This window comes from Selenomonadales bacterium, assembly GCA_018335585.1.
Classification (GTDB): Bacteria; Bacillota; UBA994; order UBA994; family UBA994; genus UBA994.
Genome location: JAGXRZ010000002.1, coordinates 12,347 through 26,929, shown reverse-complemented (window position 1 = coordinate 26,929; position 14,583 = coordinate 12,347). Strand labels below are relative to the sequence as shown.

Annotated in this window: 19 protein-coding genes and 2 tRNA genes; 15 read left to right on the top strand and 6 right to left on the bottom strand. The window is 53.4% G+C overall.

What is annotated here, in order from left to right:
- Nucleotides 1-98: 98 nt before the first annotated feature.
- The 14 genes from KGZ66_00550 to KGZ66_00485 all read left to right on the top strand — a co-directional run bounded on the left by KGZ66_00550 (nt 99) and on the right by KGZ66_00485 (nt 8,515).
- Complete coding sequence (locus KGZ66_00550; GenBank protein MBS3984085.1) at nt 99-1,067, top strand: peptidylprolyl isomerase; 969 nt, start codon at nt 99-101, stop codon at nt 1,065-1,067.
- A gap of 40 nt (nt 1,068-1,107) precedes the next feature.
- Entirely contained in the window at nt 1,108-1,701 is a 594-nt protein-coding gene (gene spoVT, locus KGZ66_00545; protein ID MBS3984084.1) for a stage V sporulation protein T, read from the top strand.
- A gap of 190 nt (nt 1,702-1,891) precedes the next feature.
- Nucleotides 1,892-3,337 carry a nucleoside triphosphate pyrophosphohydrolase gene (gene mazG, locus KGZ66_00540; GenBank protein MBS3984083.1) on the top strand — a complete coding sequence of 482 codons (1,446 nt, stop codon included), beginning with the start codon at nt 1,892-1,894 and terminating at the stop codon, nt 3,335-3,337.
- Nucleotides 3,338-3,421: 84 nt separating this feature from the next.
- Nucleotides 3,422-3,697, top strand: a complete 276-nt coding sequence (locus tag KGZ66_00535) for an HU family DNA-binding protein (GenBank protein MBS3984082.1) — start codon at nt 3,422-3,424, stop codon at nt 3,695-3,697.
- A gap of 57 nt (nt 3,698-3,754) precedes the next feature.
- Nucleotides 3,755-4,012: an RNA-binding S4 domain-containing protein gene (locus KGZ66_00530; GenBank protein MBS3984081.1), complete on the top strand. Its 258-nt coding sequence runs from the start codon at nt 3,755-3,757 to the stop codon at nt 4,010-4,012.
- A 58-nt stretch (nt 4,013-4,070) separates the two neighbouring features.
- Nucleotides 4,071-5,036, top strand: coding sequence for a SpoIID/LytB domain-containing protein (locus tag KGZ66_00525; protein ID MBS3984080.1), 966 nt, complete (start codon nt 4,071-4,073; stop codon nt 5,034-5,036).
- Nucleotides 5,037-5,100: 64 nt separating this feature from the next.
- On the top strand, nt 5,101-5,385 hold the full coding sequence (locus KGZ66_00520; protein ID MBS3984079.1) for a YabP/YqfC family sporulation protein: 285 nt from the start codon (nt 5,101-5,103) through the stop codon (nt 5,383-5,385).
- Nucleotides 5,386-5,438: 53 nt separating this feature from the next.
- Nucleotides 5,439-5,855 carry a hypothetical protein gene (locus KGZ66_00515; protein ID MBS3984078.1) on the top strand — a complete coding sequence of 139 codons (417 nt, stop codon included), beginning with the start codon at nt 5,439-5,441 and terminating at the stop codon, nt 5,853-5,855.
- Between the two features lie 28 nt (nt 5,856-5,883).
- Nucleotides 5,884-6,249, top strand: coding sequence for a septum formation initiator family protein (locus KGZ66_00510; GenBank protein ID MBS3984077.1), 366 nt, complete (start codon nt 5,884-5,886; stop codon nt 6,247-6,249).
- Nucleotides 6,250-6,576: 327 nt separating this feature from the next.
- Nucleotides 6,577-6,945: a S1 RNA-binding domain-containing protein gene (locus KGZ66_00505; GenBank protein MBS3984076.1), complete on the top strand. Its 369-nt coding sequence runs from the start codon at nt 6,577-6,579 to the stop codon at nt 6,943-6,945.
- 55 nt (nt 6,946-7,000) lie between these two features.
- Nucleotides 7,001-7,077: transfer RNA gene (locus KGZ66_00500), tRNA-Met, on the top strand.
- Nucleotides 7,078-7,082: 5 nt separating this feature from the next.
- Nucleotides 7,083-7,158 (top strand) — tRNA-Lys (locus KGZ66_00495).
- Nucleotides 7,159-7,303: 145 nt separating this feature from the next.
- Complete coding sequence (locus KGZ66_00490) at nt 7,304-7,915, top strand: type IV toxin-antitoxin system AbiEi family antitoxin domain-containing protein (GenBank protein ID MBS3984075.1); 612 nt, start codon at nt 7,304-7,306, stop codon at nt 7,913-7,915.
- A 183-nt stretch (nt 7,916-8,098) separates the two neighbouring features.
- Nucleotides 8,099-8,515 carry a nucleotidyl transferase AbiEii/AbiGii toxin family protein gene (locus KGZ66_00485; GenBank protein MBS3984074.1) on the top strand — a complete coding sequence of 139 codons (417 nt, stop codon included), beginning with the start codon at nt 8,099-8,101 and terminating at the stop codon, nt 8,513-8,515.
- On the opposite strand, the gene KGZ66_00480 is transcribed toward KGZ66_00485, so the two are convergent.
- From KGZ66_00480 to KGZ66_00455, 6 genes are all read right to left on the bottom strand, one after another.
- Nucleotides 8,459-8,842 carry an FtsX-like permease family protein gene (locus KGZ66_00480; protein ID MBS3984073.1) on the bottom strand — a complete coding sequence of 128 codons (384 nt, stop codon included), beginning with the start codon at nt 8,840-8,842 and terminating at the stop codon, nt 8,459-8,461. The genes KGZ66_00485 and KGZ66_00480 overlap by 57 nt on opposite strands.
- Nucleotides 8,843-8,846: 4 nt before the next feature.
- On the bottom strand, nt 8,847-9,449 hold the full coding sequence (locus KGZ66_00475; protein MBS3984072.1) for a hypothetical protein: 603 nt from the start codon (nt 9,447-9,449) through the stop codon (nt 8,847-8,849).
- 198 nt (nt 9,450-9,647) lie between these two features.
- Entirely contained in the window at nt 9,648-11,096 is a 1,449-nt protein-coding gene (locus KGZ66_00470) for an Msr family ABC-F type ribosomal protection protein (GenBank protein MBS3984071.1), read from the bottom strand.
- 323 nt (nt 11,097-11,419) lie between these two features.
- The gene (locus KGZ66_00465; GenBank protein ID MBS3984070.1) at nt 11,420-11,755 is read right to left on the bottom strand and encodes a cupin domain-containing protein; all 336 of its coding nucleotides are present in this window, start codon (nt 11,753-11,755) and stop codon (nt 11,420-11,422) included.
- Nucleotides 11,756-11,840: 85 nt separating this feature from the next.
- On the bottom strand, nt 11,841-12,785 hold the full coding sequence (locus tag KGZ66_00460; protein MBS3984069.1) for an HNH endonuclease: 945 nt from the start codon (nt 12,783-12,785) through the stop codon (nt 11,841-11,843).
- Between the two features lie 54 nt (nt 12,786-12,839).
- Nucleotides 12,840-14,030, bottom strand: a complete 1,191-nt coding sequence (locus KGZ66_00455) for a DNA cytosine methyltransferase (GenBank protein MBS3984068.1) — start codon at nt 14,028-14,030, stop codon at nt 12,840-12,842.
- Between the two features lie 287 nt (nt 14,031-14,317).
- Between KGZ66_00455 and KGZ66_00450 the strand changes: the two genes are divergently transcribed.
- A complete protein-coding gene (locus tag KGZ66_00450; GenBank protein ID MBS3984067.1) occupies nt 14,318-14,572 on the top strand; it encodes an iron-only hydrogenase system regulator in 255 nt (84 codons plus the stop codon).
- Nucleotides 14,573-14,583 lie beyond the last annotated feature (11 nt).

Here is a 14,583-nt window from a genome sequence, read left to right as displayed (position 1 = left end):
GCCCAGTAGCAAGTGGGGCTGCTAGCATACAAGAGGCAATAGGAAACAAGCAAGAAGCAAGAGTGGATTTGGGGTTTCACGTAGAGGGAAGGGTGATAATGGTGCAAAGATACAGCAGGGCAACGATATGGATAGGCGTAGCCCTAGGGCTGCTGCTCTTGGTAGCGGCGGCGTGGTTTGCCGTCAGTCGCTTCTATGTGGCCTACGCCGACGGGTTTATCTCGCGCCGCGAGCTATCCGAAAAACAAAGCCACGTGCAATTTGCCTACAACTTGCATGCGCGAGGTACAGGCAGAGAGGATAAGGACTATGCTAAAGAGAGAGCCCAGAGCATTCTCGAACAACTTATCGTGGAGAGATTTCTCCTGCGTGAAGCTGCCGAGCGCGGCGTGGCAGTAACAGGCGAAGAAAGCGCCGCCCACGTAAACACAGTGCGGGCTTGGATTAAGGAGCAGCACTTCGGCAATGACCCCACGGCCTTTCAGGCTGCGCTGGCCGAACTCGGACTTAGTGTCGCCGACTTCGACAGGTATGTGGCGGACGCCTTAGTCCTTTATCGCTTGCGCAGTCAAATGGCGGAGGACATAACCGTCAGCGATGCCGACGCGCGCGCGTATTTCGATGTTAACCGTCAGGCCTTTGGCTTGCCGGAGATGATTCGCCTGCGACACATTCTCGTGGCCGAGAGAGCGCAGGCCGAAGAGCTACTGCGAAACATCCGGGCCGGCGGAGATTTTGCGGCGCTGGCCCGGCGCTGGTCGCGCGACGGCGTGTCCGCCGAACTTGGTGGAGACCTCAACTGGCGCCGGCGAGGAGAGTTTCCGGAAGCCTTTGAAACGGCGGCTTGGGCCTTAGCGGAGATTAACGACCTAAGCTCGGTCGTCCAAACGGCCCAAGGGTACCACATCATTAGGCTCGAGGGGAAACTGCCGCCGCGCGAGCGTGTCTTTGCCGAAGTGCAGGAGCTTGTGCGCGAACGACTCAGGGAAGAGAGAGAAGCGAACTTGTGGGAGAACCACCTAACAGAGCTTAGGCGCCGCTACCGGGTTTTCATTTTCATCCGTTAACCGACTCGCATAAAAGCAACCGACGTGCCAAATAATAGGCATGGGCTGTGCAGACAGTAAGGGAGGTTATGCTTTGAAGGCCACTGGTATCGTGCGACGCATTGATGACCTCGGTCGCGTTGTCATACCTAAGGAGATTCGTCGCACTCTGAGAATCAGAGAAGGTGACCCCTTAGAGATATACGTGGACCGCGATGGCGAGATCATTCTCAAAAAGTATTCTCCCATCGGAGAATTAGGAGATTTCGCCAAGGAGTACGCAGACTCGCTCTACGAATCCACAGGGCATATCGCAGTTATTACCGACCGCGACACAGTTATTGCAGTGGCAGGCGCGCCCAAGAAGGAGTTCTTGAACCAGCCTGTGGGCCAGTTAGCGGAGCAAGCTATGGAAGACAGGCGCGGCATCGTGGTAAACGCAGAGCCGGGGAGCACGTGTGCTAGCTGTGCTATCGCTCACCCCGAAGGAGAGTGCCGCTTAACCGCGCAAGTAATTGCCCCGATCGTTGCGGATGGGCACCCGTTAGGAGCGGTAGTACTGTGTAGCCGGGAACCTAGGATGAGCATGGGTGAAATGGAAAGCAAACTGGTAGATACCGCTGCAGGATTTCTCGCCAAGCAAATGCAGGATTAAGAGCTCTTCGCGAGAGAGTGCTGCAAGCATTGCAGGCTCTCTCTTTTGTTTGCCATGTATGCTATACTCTTCTTGCGCAAACGCCGGACCGTGCGTAACGCCACGTTTGTAACGCGGTACTCGGTGTAGGGACGTGCCTCTGGCACGTCCGCTCGAAGCGAACGCATGTCCCACGAGTGAGAGGTGCAGCATGATTTATGTGGTAGGTCTAGGGCCGGGCGACCCCGGCTCTATTAGTCGGAGTGCGTGGGAGCTCTTAACTAAACCAAATGTCACCGTCGTCTTGCGCACTAGTCGGCACGGAACGGTGGCCGCGCTGCGAGAGGCAGGGGTTAATTTCTCGACCTGTGATGCCCTCTATACGCGTGAGAGCGACTTTGCAGCAGTTTACCGACGTATAGCTGACACGGTGTTAGCCTTGCCCGGTGAGGTAGTATACGCGGTGCCGGGAAGTCCCTTGGTGGCGGAGGCTACCGTGCCGCTTATTAGGCGGGGAGCAGAAGCGTGCGCTAGAAGCATCCGCATCCTACCGGCCATAAGTAGCCTGGAGGCGGTATGCGGCGAACTTGAGCTTGACCCCACCCGCGGCCTCGTCGCGCTCGACGCCCTAGAGGACAGCCTCTCGCTTAACCCACAGTGGGGGACATTGATTACCCAAGTCTTCGACAGGTTTACGGCGAGTGAGCTTAAACTCAAGTTGCTTCTGGTCTATCCGCCCGAGCACTGCGTGTCCGTCGTGCGTGCAGCAGGGCAAGCTGCTGCGGTGAGAGTTGATGTCGCCTTGGCCGAGCTTGACCACCGGGAGTTCACACATGAGGATACCGTCTACATACCACCCTGCCAGGACGCCCACCACCTTGGCTCCGCCATGGAGGCGTTTGCGCGTCTGATGGATATACTGCAGGGAGAGCAGGGCTGTCCCTGGGATCGCGAACAAACCCACCTTAGTTTGCGGCCCTATCTCATTGAAGAGGCCTATGAGGTGCTTGAGGCGATTGACAACGACGACTCCGAGGCCTTAGCCGAGGAACTTGGAGACCTGCTGTTACAAGTAGTCTTTCACGCGCACATTGCTCACCGTGAGAACCGTTTCGACCTAGTGGACTGCATTGAAGCAATTTCCCGCAAATTGATTCGGCGTCATCCGCATGTGTTTGACGGCCTGCAGGTAAGCGGCGCCGATGAAGTGCTGGCAAACTGGCAGCTCATTAAACAGGGTGAAAGGGAGGCCAGAGCGCAGGAGGGTTTGCTGGCTGGCATTCCTAAAGGGCTTCCGGCACTAGCAGAGGCCTACAAGCTGCAGCACAAGGCCAAGCAGGTGGGCTTTGACTGGCCAAACATTGACGGAGCCTGGAGTAAACTTTGGGAAGAACTACGAGAACTCGAAGGCGCAATCGATAGCCACAAGCAGGCTGAGATTGCAGGCGAGGCGGGCGACGCGCTGTTTTCGCTAGTCAACGTCTGCCGTTTCCTTAAAGTTGAACCGGAGACGGCTCTGCGGGAAGCTTCGCGCCGCTTTAAGCATAGATTCGACGAGGTAGCGCGTTTAGCTCGGGAGCAAGGCCTTAACCCTGCGGCATGTGGATTAGAAGCACTGGATAAGCTATGGGATGAGGTCAAACGCAGAGGATTCTAGAAAAATCCTTCGGAGAAGCAGGAGAAGCGTGGTAGGCTGCAGAAGTAGCCATAACCCGAATATTTCTTAAGGGAGGAAATTGGCATGAATAAGTCTCAACTCATCGACGTAGTTAAACAGCGCACGGATTTTACCAAGAAGGATATCGAGGTAGTGGTAAATGCGGTCTTTGACAGCATGAGCGAGGCCCTAGTGGCAGGAGAAAAAGTTGCCATCGCCGAGTTTGGCACTTTCTCAGTAAAGCACCGCAGCGAGCGCGAAGGGCGCAACCCGAAGACACAAGAGAAGTTGATTGTACCGGCAAGCAAAGTGCCAAGTTTCAGGCCATTTAAGACGCTTAAAGAAGCAGTAGACAAATAAAGCAAATGTGCAGGTTCGTACGCGAACCTGCACTGCATTTGGGGAGTTTGGAAGCAGATGAGGCTAGATAAGTACCTAAAGGTTTCGCGCCTAATCAAGCGCCGCACGTTAGCGAAGGACGTCAGCGAGGCAGGTCGCATTGAGGTAAACGGTAGAGTTGCCAAACCTGCGCACGACGTGAAAGTAGGGGACGTCATCACGCTGCATTTCGGCAGCCGCATCATCAAGGCGCGCGTCCTGCAAATTGAGGACTCCGCACGTAAAGCCGACGCCTCCCTGATGTACGAGATAATAGAGGAAGTGAAGGTGCTCTAGACGAGTTGTAGCGTGCCTCCTTGCGGATACTAGGAGTGAAAGCAAGGAGGGAACTTTTTTGCTGCACACTAAGAAACCGTTGTTGGGGTTGCTCGCTCTGGCAGTGATAACGTCGCTAGCTTTAACTGCCTGTCCTATGCTGCGCCGTCAAGAAGGGGTAAGAATTCCCGAGGCCATTCGTGCCGCCGACAGGCAGGAACCTACTATTCGCGTGTATATGCATGAAACAGGACAGATCGTAAGCATGCCTTTTGAGGAGTACTTGCTGGGTGTCGTCGCCGCCGAGATGGTACCGACTTGGCACATAGAAGCTCTAGCCGCACAGGCCATTGTGGCGAGGACGTTTACCTTGGACAAAATTGCGCGCCAGGGTGGGGTGCCAAATCGCAACGCCCATGCCTCGACCAACATCGAGGAGTTTCAGGCCTATAACGCCGAGCGCATTAACGACAACGTACGGCAGGCCGTGCAAAAGACTCGCGGCAGAGTGCTCAGCTATCGCGGCGAGTTTGTGCGTACCTGGTTTCACGCCTATTGCGACGGGCACACCAGCACCGCCGCCGACGGGCTAGCTTTTCGCGAGTTCCCCACACCTTTTATTACCCCTGTCACTGACATATGTCCGCAGTATACACCCGCAGAAGAGCGAACCTTTAGCGTGACCTTTACGCGCGCGGAGGTAGTGCAGGCGCTTAGGCAAATCGGGCAGACCCCAGGGGACTTCACGGAAATTAAAGTCTTGAAGAAAGACCGCGCCGGCCGCGCCGTAACGGTGCGTATCGGACGGGCTCAGGTTTCGGCACCTGCATTTCGCATCGCCATTGGCAGCACCAGGCTTAGGTCGACCAAATGGCAGGAAGTAAGCGTAGCGGGTGACCGCATTACTTTTCGCGGCAGTGGCTATGGGCACGGCGTTGGCCTTTGCCAGTGGGGCACGAAGGCGAGAGCCGAGCGCGGTGATGCCTACGCAGAAATCGTCAAGCACTACTTCCCTAAGGCTGAGCTCGCGCAAATTTGGGATTAGCCAGACATGTCTCCTCCTTTGCCTGAATATACATGAGAGGGTAAGGAAGCAAGGAGGGGGAACCATGGCCGAAGAAACCTATAATCACCGGGTATTGCTTACTAACCGCGAGCAAGCGGTAGTAGAGGGCGTGGTGCATGTCGAGAAGTTTGACGAGGACGAGATTGTAGTTGAGACCGACCTTGGCATGATGGCCATTCGCGGCGAGGATTTAAACATCAAGGAAATCAGCGTCGATCAGGGGCGCATGGTCGTAGACGGCGCGGTAAGGAGCATCGACTATCTCGACGACCGCCTGAGAACCGGCAAGGGCAAAGGGCGGGGGTGGCTTGAACGGATTTTCTCGTAGAGGAACAAGTCGCTCGTCTCGCGGAAATTCTTACGCTCGGCGTCGTACTCGGGGTGGCCATTGACCTGTATAGGGTCGTCTCTGTCATATTTAACCCCGGGAAGTACTTGGCGGCGCTACTCGACCTCATTTTTTGGGGAGTATGTGCCCTACTTGCTTTTCAGTATCTCTTGGCAAGTTCCGCCGGTGTTCGGGCTTATATGGGCTTGGCGCTAGCCGTCGGCGTAGGCGCAGAGCAGCTGGCCATCGGGCATTATGTCAGGCGCCTAGGCTTGGCCGCCCTGGGCTTATCAGCCAAACTGCTGCGCGTGGTTGTCACGGCTCTTGCCGCCATCGCGGACGTGTTGGGAGGGGTAATGGCATGGCCTCTCTTGCGCGTGGTTCGTTTTTTACGTGTCCTGTTAGGCATGGCGCAGAAAGCAAAAATATTCTCGCGCATAGCAGGAAAAGCCCGCGAACTAGAGAAGTAATACACTTACCTAGTTGCGGAGGATGGCTATGTCAAGCACACATGCCCTGCCGAAAATCGTGTCGTTCCCCGTTAGGCAACCGTTAAAAGCTAAGCGCAAGCAGCGCAGGCGGGTGCCTTGGGTTTTGTGTTGCTTGTGTGCCATCGTGGCCTACTTTATGGTCGTGTATGTTAACCAAGAAATAGAAATGCTTCAGCTTCGCCGCGCCGAAGCCGAGTTGCGCGCCCAAGTGGCAGCGTTGCAGCAGGAGTCTGCTCGTCTACAGCGCGAAATTGCACGCCAGAGTACCGACGCCTACATTGAGCGCGAAGCGCGCGAGCGCCTCGGCCTACTCTTGCCACAGGACAAGATTTTCTCACCCATTTTCGTAACCCCCCGCGGCCCCAGTGAGTGAAGCAAAAGGGACGGAGCTTTTTGCTTCACTAGCACTTTGCACTTGGCACTTCGCACTTAGGGGAAACGGGAGGGGTGCCCGGTGCCCCTTCCTTGTTCACGATTCCTGATTCATGATTCATGATTGCTTACGGCGTACGGCGTACAGCGGAGGGCGGAAAGCGGAGAGCCACTCCCGTCATTGCAGTTCATGATTCACGATTCCTGATTCGTGATTGCCCCAGTCCACCGCTCACGGCCGACGGCCTCTACATGCATTGACATTTGCACGCCTTGTTCCGTATAATACTGAAGGTACACAATCAATTCTAGGAGGAATAAGTTTTTCATGGCATTGGGAGTAGGCACCATTTTGAGTGGTATTGTCACCGGCATTACTAGTTTTGGTGCTTTTGTCGAGCTGGAGACAGGCGAAACTGGTCTCGTGCATATCTCAGAAGTAGCTGACGCATATGTTAAGGACATCAATGAGCACCTTAAGCTGCGCGAGAAGATTGTCGTCAAAGTCATCAACATTGACAGCAAAGGCAAAATTGGCCTCTCCATTCGCCAGGCAAAACGTCGTCCTTCTATTTCTTTTGAAGAGCGCATGAATCGCTTTCTTAAGGACAGCGAAGAACGCCAGACCGATTTGCGCAAGCATACTGACGCTAAACGCGGTGGGCGCGGCACTTCATTTAGAAAATCAGGCCAATAACGAAAGTTACCGTTGCTTTGGCGCGCATTTTGTACTAAAATAGCTCTTGTCGCTAGGCGGCGTAGCTCAGTTGGCCAGAGCATGCGGTTCATACCCGCCAGGTCACTGGTTCGAATCCAGTCGCCGCCACCATTCCCGCGCCAATAGCTCAGTTGGTAGAGCAACTGACTCTTAATCAGTGGGTCCGGGGTTCGAGTCCCTGTTGGCGCACCATGTAAAATCAAGGCTCTCTGGGGTTTCGCCCGGAGAGCCTTTTGGCGTTTGTGACCGGCAGTTCCGACTATTGACTATTATTGGCATTGCCGCTATAATCAACTTTGTAATTTTGCCGCACACTATATGTGCGTGCGGAAAGTTGGTGAATGACATGGTCCATAAAGAGCAACTAGAAATTCTCGCACTGCAGTCCGGCGGAGTCTTTCGAACCTCGGATCTGGCTGCGCTTGGATATACCACTTATGGAATCCGCAAGCTGCTTGCCGAACGCATTATCGAACGCATAAAGCCTAGCTACTACCGACTGTACGAGTCGGCAACCGAAGTGTCAGAAGCGATGCAAATAGCGCAACTGTTTCCCGACGGTGTTCTATGTATGCACACGGCGCTCTTCTATTACCGATACTCCGATCGGACTCCTTTGGTGTGGGAACTCGCATTCGACAGAGATACCTCTAAATCACGATTCAAGCTTGATTACCCTTTTGTGCATCCTTATTACATGAAGTCGGAGTATCTCAACTTTGGTGTAACGACGGCGGAATACGAAGGTTGCACACTAAAGATTTTCGACAGGGATAGGCTTATCTGCGAGTGCGTCTATTACGAACACAAGATGGATCGAGAATCGTATAACAAGGCTGTCCAAGGGTATGTCGCAGATGTAAGGAAGAATGTGCCTCGTCTCCTGGAGCACGCCACAAAACGCAGGGTCCTGAAAAAAGTAAAGAATCGGATAGGGGTATGGCTCTGATGGATGTAGGTGCATCGGTTATCGAGAGGCTGAAGCATAAATCCAAAGAAACCAGGAAACCGCTGCAGCTGTATCTACAGCTATTCTGTCAGGAGGAGTTCCTGCGTCGGCTGGCAGCATCGAGATTTAGAGACAATCTTGTGTTAAAGGGCGGATTGTTTATCTTTTGTCCCGCCTGCTGTCATGACATATTCTCTGGAAAGCACTGTTGCCGAGAAGTTTGATGCTTTACTACAGCGGCTAGAACTGACTAGCCGAATGAAGGATATGCACGACATTTATTATCTGGCGAACATTTGCGACTTTGATGGCCGTGCCCTTCAGCAAGCGATTTTCGAAACGCTGCAGAATCGCGCAACATCCTATGAAAGTGATAGTTTCACACGGGTGATTGCATTGGCGCAAAACAAAGACATTCAGCTGCGATGGCGGCAATATCTGCGCCGAATGAAATTGGAGGAACCTTTGCTAGAAGATGTCATGGCTATCATCGACAAGTTCCTGCGTCCCGTATGGCAGGCAGTAGTTGAGGAGACCGAAGTGCTAGGATGTTGGCGTTGCAGGGAAAAGATGTGGGGCTCTGTTACCGAGCAGGTATAGTGCCAGGGTAAACCTGTCGGCAAGGTGGGGTACGACGGCGCACACTGCCCACACTACGGCCAATCCCAACCCCGCTGCCGCGGCTGCCATAACTAACCCCTCGCCTGCAAGCACAGCCATCATTAACGCCTTGCTGTGGCCGATGGCTCGCATAACGCCAAGCTCGTAGGATCGCTCACGTAGCGCGAGATAAAAGAGCGCGAATATCATCAGGTTAACGGCAGACAGGCCAAGGCTACTGACAACAACCGCCATAGCCAACGCTATCATGCCTAAGAGGTGTTTCTTGAAGTTGTTCCTAAAGGAGACGACTCCTAGCCACAACATGGGATCATGCCCCTTTCGATATGTCTTCTAGCCCTTGGTCTGTAAGTCGGTTTGCCAGCAGACTACTATAAAGGATTAGAGCCAGTATCGTAAAGCCAGCAGATAGTCCGTAGTTTATCCGGCCGTCAACCTCTAGGATAGCCGTGGCGATAGGGAGGGAGGCCAGTGATACAAGCTTCTTGGTGGAGCCCAGGGAGCCAAAAAACCGCCGTGCCTCAGCCGCCGGGACTGACGCGTACAGCATATCGGTGTGGTGTGGATCCCAGAGCGTCGCGCCGATACTGCTGACGACGTAGGCCAAAACCATGATGGTGGGTGTTGTCTGCGTAATTAGAGCGATAGAGGTAACGCCCATTAGCAGCAGCCCAAGCACCACATCTCGGGCCCGATTTGCCTGCGACACGAAGCGAGCTGCGACCATAACACCTATCGAAGCGCCAATCTCTACTAGTGCCACTAAGAGAAACGTCCCGCGCAGGGTATTAACTACAAACAGCGTCCAGACAACCAACGGCACCAGGCAACCGGCCAAGTAAATAAGCAAATCAATCACGACGATAGGCTTCGTCACCAGCGACCACTGCCCGCGCATGTTCAGAGTCGTCATGCCGACATTCCCCGTCTTGGTGGGTAGCCACCAAAGAGGCAAAAGTGTCGCCGCAACTGAGAGAAGCCCCACTCCAAACGCCCAAGGGTGCCCTGTGGCAAAGCAGAGGTAGGCGACCCCAACTCACTCTCCTCCAGTCATGCCAATTATAAGGGAAGTCTATTAGTATCACAAGGACATTATACTAGCATGTGGCAATCAGACCTCCCTCCGCACCAACTTCCCATCCGTTATCTCATACACCATATCTGCGACGTTCTCTATAAGTCGCTTGTCATGGGAAACAAAGAGAATGGTGCCGGAGTAGCGCTTCATCATTGTCTCTAGCGCCTCCATACTGGGCAGGTCCAAAAAGTTGCTCGGCTCATCCATTAAGAGAATGTTGTACTTCCCAAGCAGCATCTTAGCTAGGTGCAGCTTAATAATTTCACCCCCACTCAATACTGCTAGGGGTTTATGGATGTCTTGCTGAGAGAATCCCATAGCCGCCAGCACGGAACGTATTTCTGAATGCTGGTATTCGCAGTCCTCTTGCATAAACTCCATGACGACCTGCTCTTGGTTCACTTTGTACCCCTGCTGCTCAAAGTAACCGATTTGCGCTTTGGGCGATACTGAGATGCCCGCCTCACGGTTTAGAATCATTCTGAATAGCACTGTTTTTCCCACCCCATTGTCGCCTATAAAGGCCACCTTTGCGCCGAGGGGGATCTGAAACGTTACATCTTTGAAGAGCAATCTTTCGCCAAGTTGCTTGTTTAAGTCAGATGCAATTATAGGGTAGGGGTTGTGCAATTCCAAGGCCTTGCTCTGCCGGAAGCGAACGGTCTTTAGTGCTTCGGGCGCCCGTATATTCCCAAGACTCGCTATGCGATGTTCAATGTTTTTGGCCGCATTATGGAGAGTCTTTTGCTTGCTGCCCGCACTTTTCTCATGCCCCATGCGTCCGGCGCTTTCAGTGCTCTTTGCCTTCTGCTCAATCTTTCGGGCTTGCTTCTGTTTCTCTTCAGCTGCACGAGTTAGCCTGTCCCGTTCTGTCGTTAGTAGCTCATACTGCATGGACTTGCGCTGCCGCTCTTCTTCTTTCTGTTGCAGGTAGTCAGAATATCCACCCCAGTACTCGGTGATTCTCCCGTCCTTTAGCTCCCAAATCTTGTCCACTACCTGATCCAAGAAATAGCGATCATGGCTGATGACGACAAGGGCACCCGAGAAGCGCTTAAGCTGCCCTATGAGGAATTCAATGCCTGACCTGTCGAGATGACACGTGGGTTCATCCGCCAGAATCCCATGTACCTGTTCGGATAGCGCCTGTGCGATCTTCTGACGAGTTTCCTCACCTCCGCTCAGTCCATCATGCTGCAGCTCCAAAACGCCTAGCCGACTCATTAGTGCACTTGTGTCTACATCGCTCAGGCATGCGTCTTCTAGCTGCGGAATATAGGCGAACCTGCCGAGGCGGTTAATCCTGCAGCCAGAGGGGGTAATGCTTCCAAGCAACACCTTTAGAAGCGTGCTCTTGCCGGCACCATTGCCGCCTACCAGTCCAATCCGGTCAAAGGCATGAATCTCAAGCTCATCTATGGTCAGTACGTCACGCCCGTGGTATTCCACATAAATGTCACTAGCCTTTATCAAAAGTTCCATATGAACCTCCTGCAATCTTCATGGCTCTTAGAACAGCGCAAAAAAAGCAGACCAGGGCTCACGCACGAAGCGGGCCTTGATCTGCTCTACGATAAGCATGCAACACTAGGGCTTAGCCTAAAGCGGCCGACCAAGTGTATCCATGACTATGCGCAAAATAAGCACAACAAAAAGCCCACTGCTGTGGATTAGGCCTTGTCGTTGTGTGCTTATCTAGCGCGTCTACCACTCATGGATTACAGCAGGCCTCCTTCATAGACTTAAAGTCATTCTCGCATGCCTTTGATTTCCTGTCAATCGCCTGGAAAATTACACTCGGCAGGCTAGAATGCCACCGTCAGCATAAACTTCATCTTCTCTGCGGCAAGCACCGCGTGCGGCACTTCTGCGGGCATGACAATGGCTTCGCCTGCCGATAGCCTATGCTTTTCGTCGGCAATTGTCACTTCTACAACGCCGTCGAGTACCAGCACCAAAGCGTCGCCACCGGACGCATGCGTGCTAATTTCCTCGCCCTTGTCAAACGCAAAGAGCGTGATGCTTAGGTTTTGGTTCTGGATAAGCGTTTTGCTGATGATTTGCCCATCCTGGTAACTCACTAGGTCTTTCATGCTAAGCACTTTAGAGGTCTCAATGTTCTTGAGAATCTTCCTCGGCATAAGGCACCTCCACTAATCTCTTACATGCAGTGTATCAATGATGGGGAGACAAATGCAAGTGGCCGATGAATCATCGTTCTCGTCTTCACAAAGTGCTCAGCGCCGGAGTGCGATTCCCTGACGGCGCACCACTCCTGTGTACTTGGTCGTGGCATAACGTACAGAGTGTGACCAAGTTCTCCTCGGTATTTTCTCCGCCGCTCGCATGGGGGCTGTTGTGGTGCAGTTCTAGGTGTCTCGGGTCTGACCTGTCCCAGAGGTCTTTATTCCAACCACACGCAGTACACTGGTAGTTGTCTCTCCTCAACACTCTGCCCCTGACAAAATCCGAGATAACTCGGTCATGTTCAGGGCTTTGCCTCAGGGACTCTAGAAGGTAGGTACCTATAGGCAGGTCGGGGCGTCCCGTGTGCTTTGTTATGACCGACCAACCGAACTCCGTTCTCAGTTCTCGAATACGCCTCGCCCACTCCGTTTTATCACCGGAGACGTATCGGAGTTCTTCGCCGGAAACAGGCATTCCTACGTTATGCTGCAAGTACCGCAACAGCTTGTTCCTGACAGGGCCTGTACTTTTACGAATTTCATTGGCGACGTGCCATCTGAATGCCGCCTCAGTGTCCTGGACTTGCGACATTAAAACATACTGATTTGGCCTGACATCCTTAACAATCAGGTCTCTAATGATAAACTCATTCTCCGAAAGCATTTCCTTTAAAGTCAATCCGCTGACTATCAACCAGCCAAACTGGACTCTTAGCTCCCGCACGCGTCGTGCATATTCCTGTATGCCAGAAATGATTAGCAGCTCATCGCCGTCAATAACGGTGAGCGGATACTTTCTAAAATAGGAGAGAATCCTATGTCGGGCACTATTCTGCTCGGGGTCGGACTCCGAAATAGACAGTGAACTGCCGAGCTCCCGCAACTTAACCAAAACGTGGACAAGGCAAAGCACTTTGGGCCTCAACTCGTCCCCACGCAACTCATCTTCATAGTTGCTCATCAACTGCTGCAGTTCTCGTCGCAAACCCTCCGAACATACCCTCTTCAAGCGGCCACGCTCCCTTACGCTGGGATTCAGTTAAGCGTGCTCCTGTGTGAGAAGCACATATACTATGTCGGCGATTCTAGCTGCCAACAAGGGTGGGACGGCGTTACCAATCTGCTTTGCAATCTCTGTCTTTGTGCCGGAAAAACGAAAGGAGTCGGGGAAGCTCTGAAGACGGGCAGCTTCCCGGTGTGTAATTGGCCGATGCTGCACGGGGTGGAGATAGCGCCCTTTCTCCGGCTTAAAGAACTCAGTGCGAATGGTGAATGCGGGTCTGTCCCACCACAGCCTGCCAAAGAGGTCTGTCCCACCAGATTCCTTTCTTATCCAGCAGTCGGGGGTAAGCTCAGGGGCTACTCGCAGCAAATCGAAGCGATTCATCCCCTCCTCCGGAATCGCCATATATCTCTGGATGCTAATTTGTGTTGGAGTCCGCCCAAAATGCAGGTCTAGGGGTGGTTCATCCCCTCTAAGGTCAGTCCCCTGGGGATCCGGCAAATCGCCTATGGCATGTCTGACGTTCCGCCAAGGTTGGGCCGTTGGCAAGTATGCATCCGGCCACAAGAACGCCAGCTCGCTCTGTAATCGCTTGGCAGGGTTAAAATGGGTCTTCCTAGGAGGGAAAAGGCCAGATGGGTCTAACTTGGCTCCAATTATGACCGCTCGTACACGCGTTTGCGGCACCCCATAATCCGCAGCGCATAGCTTGTCCGACACGACGCTAAAGCCTAACTGCCCTGCAGCCTCCACAATGCGGCTATATTCGTCGGACTGCAGTAGCTGCGGCACATTCTCAATAACAAAAACCTTTGCGCCGCACCTCTTGACCACCTCAAGAAATGGCCTCCACAGCTCATTGCGGGGATCGCCATGCCGGTTTTTATTCAATAGGCTGAACCCTTGGCAAGGCGGCCCACCAATAACGACATCTGCTTGAGGTATTTCATGTCGGTTGTCGGCCAGAATGTCATTGATGTCCCCCAAGACGCAGTGTTCGCCGAAGTTTCGGTTGTAGGTCGCCACACAATGCTTATTAAAGTCATTTGCCCATACCGGTCTAAAGGCATGGCCAAGACCTGCCGTGAAGCCGAGCGTCATTCCTCCCGCCCCGCAAAACAAGTCAATTAAGGCGAACTGATGGCGCTTAGACGAGAGCGTGCCAGAGGCACGCTCTTGGTACACAAGTTCATCTTCCCTAACTAAACTGATTGCACCCGTCGCCACAGGCATCCCTCCTCACCACCAAAGCATCGCTGAGCTCATTTTATCAAACATTTGTTCTCCACTCAAGGGTTCTGAGGGAACTCGGTGCGTGGTCATGATAAGCCCTTCACAAAGTACTTAACACGGTGTAAAATATAGTTGCCTGAAGCAAAGGGGCGACCTGATGCTGTGGGCAAAACTAAAGGCCTAAGTCCAAGGAGCAGTCTGAGGGCAGGGGAAAACCAATGCGTGGTTGACGCCTGCTTTCGCGAGCAGGTTTTTTGCTTTATGCAGAGGAGGAATAGTACATGAACGCATCGGAGAATCGCATTGCCGTGATTGGCATAGTGGTGTTGCGCCGCAGCGACGCGGCAAAGCGCGTCAACGCAGTGTTAAGCGAGCACGGCGAGGTTATTGTCGGCCGCATGGGCGTGCCATATCGCGAGAGGGAGCTATCGGTAATCGCGCTGATTGTCGACGCTACGACAGACGAAATCGGGGCACTGACGGGGAAGCTTGGCAACATAGAAGGCGTAAAAGTAAAAGCCGCCATGACTCTGTAACCGGGGAAGGG

What these genes read in the sequence shown, in the direction of transcription:
- KGZ66_00550 (MBS3984085.1), top strand. Translation starts at nt 99, where the DNA reads ATGGTGCAAAGATACAGCAGGGCAACGATATGGATAGGCGTAGCCCTA.
- spoVT (MBS3984084.1), top strand. Translation starts at nt 1,108, where the DNA reads ATGGGCTGTGCAGACAGTAAGGGAGGTTATGCTTTGAAGGCCACTGGT.
- mazG (MBS3984083.1), top strand. Translation starts at nt 1,892, where the DNA reads ATGATTTATGTGGTAGGTCTAGGGCCGGGCGACCCCGGCTCTATTAGT.
- KGZ66_00535 (MBS3984082.1), top strand. Translation starts at nt 3,422, where the DNA reads ATGAATAAGTCTCAACTCATCGACGTAGTTAAACAGCGCACGGATTTT.
- KGZ66_00530 (MBS3984081.1), top strand. Translation starts at nt 3,755, where the DNA reads ATGAGGCTAGATAAGTACCTAAAGGTTTCGCGCCTAATCAAGCGCCGC.
- KGZ66_00520 (MBS3984079.1), top strand. Translation starts at nt 5,101, where the DNA reads ATGGCCGAAGAAACCTATAATCACCGGGTATTGCTTACTAACCGCGAG.
- KGZ66_00510 (MBS3984077.1), top strand. Translation starts at nt 5,884, where the DNA reads ATGTCAAGCACACATGCCCTGCCGAAAATCGTGTCGTTCCCCGTTAGG.
- KGZ66_00505 (MBS3984076.1), top strand. Translation starts at nt 6,577, where the DNA reads ATGGCATTGGGAGTAGGCACCATTTTGAGTGGTATTGTCACCGGCATT.
- KGZ66_00485 (MBS3984074.1), top strand. Translation starts at nt 8,099, where the DNA reads ATGACATATTCTCTGGAAAGCACTGTTGCCGAGAAGTTTGATGCTTTA.
- KGZ66_00480 (MBS3984073.1), bottom strand. Translation starts at nt 8,842, where the DNA reads ATGTTGTGGCTAGGAGTCGTCTCCTTTAGGAACAACTTCAAGAAACAC.
- KGZ66_00475 (MBS3984072.1), bottom strand. Translation starts at nt 9,449, where the DNA reads ATGACGACTCTGAACATGCGCGGGCAGTGGTCGCTGGTGACGAAGCCT.
- KGZ66_00470 (MBS3984071.1), bottom strand. Translation starts at nt 11,096, where the DNA reads ATGGAACTTTTGATAAAGGCTAGTGACATTTATGTGGAATACCACGGG.
- KGZ66_00465 (MBS3984070.1), bottom strand. Translation starts at nt 11,755, where the DNA reads ATGCCGAGGAAGATTCTCAAGAACATTGAGACCTCTAAAGTGCTTAGC.
- KGZ66_00450 (MBS3984067.1), top strand. Translation starts at nt 14,318, where the DNA reads ATGAACGCATCGGAGAATCGCATTGCCGTGATTGGCATAGTGGTGTTG.